The sequence below is a fragment of the Bartonella japonica genome, assembly GCF_040545385.1.
In the GTDB taxonomy this organism is placed as follows: Bacteria; Pseudomonadota; Alphaproteobacteria; order Rhizobiales; family Rhizobiaceae; genus Bartonella; species Bartonella japonica.
Genome location: NZ_JBEPLT010000029.1, coordinates 1 through 6,813 on the forward strand (window position 1 = coordinate 1; position 6,813 = coordinate 6,813).

Annotated in this window: 5 protein-coding genes; 3 read left to right on the forward strand and 2 right to left on the reverse strand. The window is 35.2% G+C overall.

Features of this window, described 5'->3' with window-relative positions; translation table 11 throughout:
• On the reverse strand, positions 1-464 hold a 464-nt coding region (locus ABID39_RS07435), incomplete at its 3' end, for a ribosomal eL19 family protein (protein WP_354187486.1).
• Between the two features lie 347 nt (positions 465-811).
• Between ABID39_RS07435 and ABID39_RS07440 the strand changes: the two genes are divergently transcribed.
• The gene (locus ABID39_RS07440; RefSeq protein WP_354187488.1) at positions 812-949 is read left to right on the forward strand and encodes a hypothetical protein; all 138 of its coding nucleotides are present in this window, start codon (positions 812-814) and stop codon (positions 947-949) included.
• Positions 950-2,937: 1,988 nt separating this feature from the next.
• Here the strand turns inward: ABID39_RS07440 and ABID39_RS07445 are convergent.
• Positions 2,938-3,099, reverse strand: coding sequence for a hypothetical protein (locus ABID39_RS07445; RefSeq protein WP_354187490.1), 162 nt, complete (start codon positions 3,097-3,099; stop codon positions 2,938-2,940).
• A gap of 2,132 nt (positions 3,100-5,231) precedes the next feature.
• Here ABID39_RS07445 and ABID39_RS07450 point away from each other — a divergent pair.
• Together ABID39_RS07450 and ABID39_RS07455 are read left to right on the forward strand one after the other, a co-directional pair.
• Complete coding sequence (locus ABID39_RS07450; protein ID WP_354187492.1) at positions 5,232-5,786, forward strand: hypothetical protein; 555 nt, start codon at positions 5,232-5,234, stop codon at positions 5,784-5,786.
• A gap of 812 nt (positions 5,787-6,598) precedes the next feature.
• Positions 6,599-6,813: lysozyme (locus ABID39_RS07455; RefSeq protein WP_354187494.1), on the forward strand; the 215-nt coding region annotated here is incomplete at its 3' end.

The following is a 6,813-nucleotide window of genomic DNA, read 5'->3' on the forward strand; positions in this document are numbered from 1 at the left end:
ACCCCAACCTTTGTGGGATGTATCCCGACCCTCACAGGATACACCCCAACCTTTGTGGGATGTATCCCGACCCTCACAGGATACACCCCAACCTTTGTGGGATGTATCCCGACCCTCACAGGATACACCCCAACCTTCGTGGGATGTATCCCGACCCTCACAGGATACACCCCAACCTTTGTGGGATGTATCCTTGTCCTCGCAGGATACACCCCAACCTTTGTGGGATGTATCCTTGTCCTCGCAGGATACACCCCAACCTTTATGGGATGTATCCTTGTCCTCGCAGGATACACCCCAACCTTTATGGGATGTATCCTTGTCCTCGCAGAATACACCCCACCCTTTATGGGATGTATCCTTGTCCTCGCAGAATACACCCCACCCTTTATGGGATGTATCCTTGTCCTCGCAGGATACACCCCAACCTTTATGAGAGGTACCCTAATACTCGCAGGATACACCCCAACACATCATAAGATGTGTTTATTTTTTATAGAGATACTTTATAGAGATACACTGACATTTTATTTTATGAGCCCCTTTACTGTGGTGCAAAATAGAAGTTTACCAACAAGCCTTTTTGTCACCCATCATAATGAATATTTAGAATCTCCAAAACCTACTTTTATGAATTCATAAATAAAGTTTGAAAGAATTGATTGAGGCAATTAAGGGTAAATTTTGTCAATTTGTGGGCAAATATTATTCTTTTTTATGATTGTTGTATTTTTACTATAGTTACTTAAAATGAATCTAGATATATTCCATTTTTGATATTTATTATTTTAATAAATATAGGAGAAAACCTATGAATATCAGATATTTTTTCATAGCAAGTGCAGTTATAAGTAATCTAGCGCTTGCACTCAAAGAATCTGAGACTGTAGTAGATAAACAACCCTCTCCTATTGTTGCTCCTCATACTGTGGACGAAACTAATTTATAGCTTCTTTAACCAGCAAGTGGTGCATAAAACACATTGAATATACCGTGACACCAAGTAACAGTGTAACATACCAAAAAGATATAGAAATTTATATGACATATAAAAAAGGACAAAATTTAAATTCTAAAATATTTTACTTTTTGCATTCTGTTATTGTCTTTTGCGTAAAAACATTTGTTGCGGCGTAGAATGTTGGTATCCCATAGTTTCTAAAGGAACCTCCTACCAAGTATGGAGTGTAACGGTTAAATATTGACAAGGCTCTAGCAAAAATGGAGCCTTGTTTTGAATGTGTTTTTCTTTCTATTAATAATGATATTATTCTAGTATTTATGACTTCTTTGTTTTGCTTACCCTCTGTCCTTAAAGGGAGCACATCTGAGTTTCATCCTTATTTGTCATAAGATTTATTTCTCTTAAAGTTGATTTCTTAAGGCTTCACGCACTGATTACTCATATAATATACTGTTATAGGCTTATTGGAAAACGTAGATTTATTGGAAATAATTTTACCTTGATTTTGCTTTAGTTTTTTTTCTACACTTCATTAAGGCAAAAGAAATACAAAACAGCTAGAGACAAGGTTTACATTTTGATAGGCATGAATAGCATTCTATGACTGCTCTGGAGGGTAATATTTTTGACGCCACGAACGCCACGCATCTTTTCCTTAAAAATCAAGCAACAACTTTTTTAAAAACCGAATAACATCAGGTTTAATATTAGCAATTTCCCCCCACATTTTTCTTTAAATTATTTTGTGTCCATTTTTTTTAAAAACTTTTCCGTTACCCTTTATTTTTCAATTTTGAGCGCTTCTTGATATTATATGAAGACGTTCTTTATTTTTTTCGATAACGTTTTACTCGAAATAATCACATTTTTATATTAATCAATGAGTGTTTATATCAATCAATGCGCGTTCACCATCTTTCGTTCATCATCTTTAATGATGACAAATATTTTAATGGTGACAAATATCGGAACAATGTTTTTTTCTTCGACTTTTAATATTTTGTTCTCATCGCTCACGATGTATCCTCGTTTTCTTAATTTTTGTTTTTGCGCCTTAACAACTTTTCCATGAAAAGCTCTTTTTTATTAATCAAATTGGGACACATAGATCTGAGATCGAGAACGCGACACATGCAATATCAAGGTGTTTTTTGAGGTATTTTCCTCACAACCAAGGTGCTTTCCTTCTGCAAAGCATTTTCTATAAGATTGCAAACTTTCAACATCTGCGAGCAAAGCAATATCTCCAAGATGCAACGAAGCTGTGTATAAACAAGTTCTTCCACAGCCTTTTCTAAAACTTCATGAAGGGCTTTTTTAAGCGTTCCTCATGCACCTTTCCTTAAAAAATTGACAATCTTTCTGCCTCAAAATTCAGTTGTAAACCTAGGAAAGCTTTATATTTGAAAAGATCGATAATCTGATAATCTACAGCAAAAATACTGCTTACAACGAAAAGTCCACTGTTAAATTTTGGACAATTTTTTATCTTCATCATCATTTTTTACCTCTTCGCCATCATAGAGAATTTATACGTCTCAATCTAGGCAAAAACAGGTGGGCAGATAATCCCTTTTCCCCCTAGATCTTCACCACCCACTCTAGATTCTTCAACCGATTACCCTAGATTTTTCAACCAAGAACTCTAAATTATTCAAAAGTTCTGAGCGCTTTCCATCGTTAGAATTTCTTCATGTCCTGTTTTTTCTCATACATCTATTGAGACATTGTTTTTTCATCACATGACTGCTCAAATGCTATATTCTGCCCGTTCATGACTTTTTTCAGTTCTTTTTTTACATTGTAATATAGTCTTGCCCGCTTGAAGACAGAATAATAAAGCGCAAGAATAAATGCGATAATGAAAATAGCAAAAACCATTATAAATAAGCCAAATACTTCACTCATCATCATTGATCCATCGTACATTTTTCCTCTATTGCCCATCTTCATTGTTTTGTATAGAAGTCATTTTACCCCGTTTGTGGATTACCTCTTCCAACTTCTGAATATCTTTTTTCAACAAATACCCCAATAAGATGTAAAGTACCAACATAATTGGTGTAATGATATAAACATACATTTTTATAAATTTTAGCGCCATATAAAGAATAAAAAACGCGTTCTTCAACCATGACAGACAGCTCCATTGCCATATGGCTGGCATCAAAAGAGCCACCATACATAACACAATGATCACAGCGATTGAAAAGATGATTTTATAATCTCTCTTAGAAAGAAATGCTTGTTCAAGCGAAAATTTTCTCGGTTTTTTATGTAATTTTGTATCAGTTACTGAATTTTCCCCCTTCATTTACTTTTCCTTTTTCTCATAAGAGTACATTTTAACAAACACGTGAATGAAATGACCATTCGAACACTAAAGATTTTTCTGCATTGTTCTTTTGAATTTACGCTCGCGAATGCTGTAGAATCCCCAAAGAACAGGAAAAGGTGCAAAAAGACAGATCCACATGAAAATAGATAAGAGAAAAATAAGATTTCCCACTCATCTCTCATATGTCCCACTGCAATCTGCGTCCCAAAGGGCTTGCCAAAGCAGAACCGTCTAGAGATATCATAATGAGAAATATGCAAAACATGACGAGAAGATTGCACGATATTGTTTTATATTTCCGCGGAAAACTTTTCGCTTCTTTGAAGGAAAAAAACATAGCTTTTTCTCAAGTGTTGAATTTTCCTCTTCATTCATTCCCTTTTTGTTCTTTACCGTTAAGCTCCCAAAGTATTCTTGATTTTCTGTATAAAGCAGCTCTTGATTTCCTCCAACAATGGTTTATACACCGTGGCCAATTTTATATCAATCAATACACATGCACCATTTTTAATAATGAAGAGAATATCAGGGCAATGTTTTTCCCCCAAACTTCAAATATCCTCTTCACATCATATGCAATAAATTTTTGTCCGCTTCATTTTTATTTTGTGCCTCTACTATTTCTCTATGCTAAGTTTTTCTATGACACAAAGAGAGATCACCGGTTCTAAAAACGGATAACATCCCCCTCTTTTTTTCGTTTGATCATTTCCCTGCAATCTGCAAAATCTAACTGTATTGCTGTGCCTTTACCACATCTTGAACCAACAGTACATTACGATCAAGGTAGCTTTCTGATGCTTTCCTCAAAACCAAGATACTTTCCTTCTACACAGCTTTTTTGGTAAGACAGCAAGTTTTCATTCCCCTCAAGAAAAGCAAAACCTCAAAATACAACAGAGCATAAGAGGTGCCCTGTTTTCCGAAGTGAGATGCCATATCCTTAAGTACTTACATTGGGAGCGAGAAAAGCAGTTGATCAATCTCACACTCTTCCATCCCCCCTGTTAAAGCTTTATAATGAGCATTTCTTCATTGTCTTGCTTTTTTCTCATACCTCTTTGATGTTAGTGATTTTTTTCAAGGATATTCTGTCAAGTGGCTGCTCAAAGAGTGTATTGCTTTCATTCATCACTCTTTTCAATTCTTGAATATATTGCAAGAGACTCGCTCATGCATCATAAAGGAAGAATAAAGCACCCTAATCTCCTATAAGAAGGGAAGAGATAAAATATTCACTTTATATCTTATAAAGGATACTCTTAGACAAAAAAGAAAAAATGATCTAAACTTGTTACTTACTTTATCTTTTATACCACATTATCAGTATATAATTGATATTTTATTTGAAAATTTAAAAAAGAATATGGTATGATAATGAAGGATAAATTTTTTTATTGCACATATATTCCTGTTCAAAATATAAAAATTATCCTCTAAAAAGATATAAAGATACACTTAAACACTATGATGTCCCTCAAAAACATCTTTGTGCTGTACTTAACAACCAAGCAATAGTTTCTGAAAGCTTGGGTTAGAAATTTCTACAACCCCTTCTCCCACAAAGAGACGAATAAATACTCCATGAGAAAATACAATCATTACACCATTTAATAACGCACTTGCGTTTTTTTGTTCAATTTAGCAAAAACTGCTCTTCTAATCTCTCAACATAAGTTCAAAAACTTTTGTAGAAAGCAAATAATCAACCGTAAAAAACAAGATAAAAGGTGTGTTGCCCTCCTCGCAACAAAGATTATTTTTCTCCCTTCAAAGTAGAGCTTTTTCTTGAAGCATAAAAGGATAAGCTTCTCCCTGCTTTTCATAAGCAACCGCTATTTCTGTTTTCCAGATAGCATTGTCTTCAAGGTTTTTTGCACGGCTCTTTCTTTTAACAAGCAATCATTTTTAAATTCAAAGGGTATATTCATGAAAATAGGTAAAAAACGCGGACGACCTAGGATACTGGGAAAGCTAAGAGAACCCAATGGCCGTATTTCCCGTGCAAAAAATCCGCGCACAACTCCTCCTGAAACCACGATTGCAATGCGTGCAAAACACTTTGGCTTAAGTATAGAAGAAGCCCAAAATCCGCTTTCGAGTTCCTATATTGGGCGACTATATTTACTTGGATATAAACAAGCTGCATCAAGTATTAGTAAAGAGCAATATGATGCTGCGCAACGGTATCTACAAGCCAGAAACGACTATTTATGTGCAAAAGGTTTGCCCCACGGCTATTACGATGACTTTACTCACGCAAAATCGGACGAAAAAGCGCACATACAGTGGGTTAAAAAGGCAACCGACTACTATGATGGCATGAAAAAGGCAATTAAAGAAGCACAAAGTCTGCATCATCAACATAACTTTGAAGCAACCCTACAATATCTTGTTGTAGAAGATAAGCCTATCCCCTCTCTTGTGTGTTCACTACGTCTTATTCTTAATGCGCTTTATCAATATTTTGAAGGTACAACGTAAGAATAAAAATCTCCATGACAATACAGATGCGTCAACATTTCCGTATTATGTCCCTATATAAAGCATTGATACTATCTTATGGAAAGCATCTTACGGAAAATTTATGAATGGAATAACGGCTTAAGAAATTATTTCCAAATCATCCTAGAAACCACCGCTCCAATAACCAACGGTATCTACAAGCCAGAAACGACTATTTATGTGCAAAAGGTTTGCCCCCCGGCTCCGGAAACTCATCTTATAATTTAATCTTTATACAACCAGATTTTTTTCCCAAAGAAGAGAAAATTGTTTTTTTGCGTATTTGAAAAAGCTTTCTCATTCAAACGACAGATTTTTCGCATAAACACATGAAATAGATAGGCTTTACTGCGTAACAAGTGAACCGCTTCAAAAACATTAAATACCACTTTTCTATTGACAAAATATGAAAAATAGTATTTAATGACGTCTGCGGGGTAGGTTTTATAGTATCAAAATTTATTACTGTTTTGTAATTTCACCTTTAATGTTTGAAGTTTTTAGAATATTGTCCTTTAAGACAGTAGGATGGTGAAGTGTATTTGAAATATGATATATTCTATTATCAACTTCATTCATCGGCATATTTCTTACATTGCATGTATCAAACTGTCTTTTCCACCACTCACACCGCTAGGCATCGCCACCAACCGCTAGGCATCGCCACCAACCGCTAACCTTATGATTTAATCAAAGTTCATCTTTTTCTTGTTCTTAGAAATTGGGAAAGAAATGGATTTTTATATTCAGTACAGCCTCGCTTGATGCGAGGCTTTTTTATGGAGGAATGTATGCGAAAAATATCTAAAGAAGGGCTTGCACTCATTAAACAATGGGAAGGTCTGCGTTTAAATGCCTATAAAGATGCCATTGGTGTATGGACAATCGGTTATGGACATACCAGCAGTGCCGGAAAACCTTTTATTCACAAAGGCATGACCATCACTGAAAAGCAAGCAGAAGAGTTTCTTTGTCAGGACTTGCAACAATTTGAAAATACCGTTGA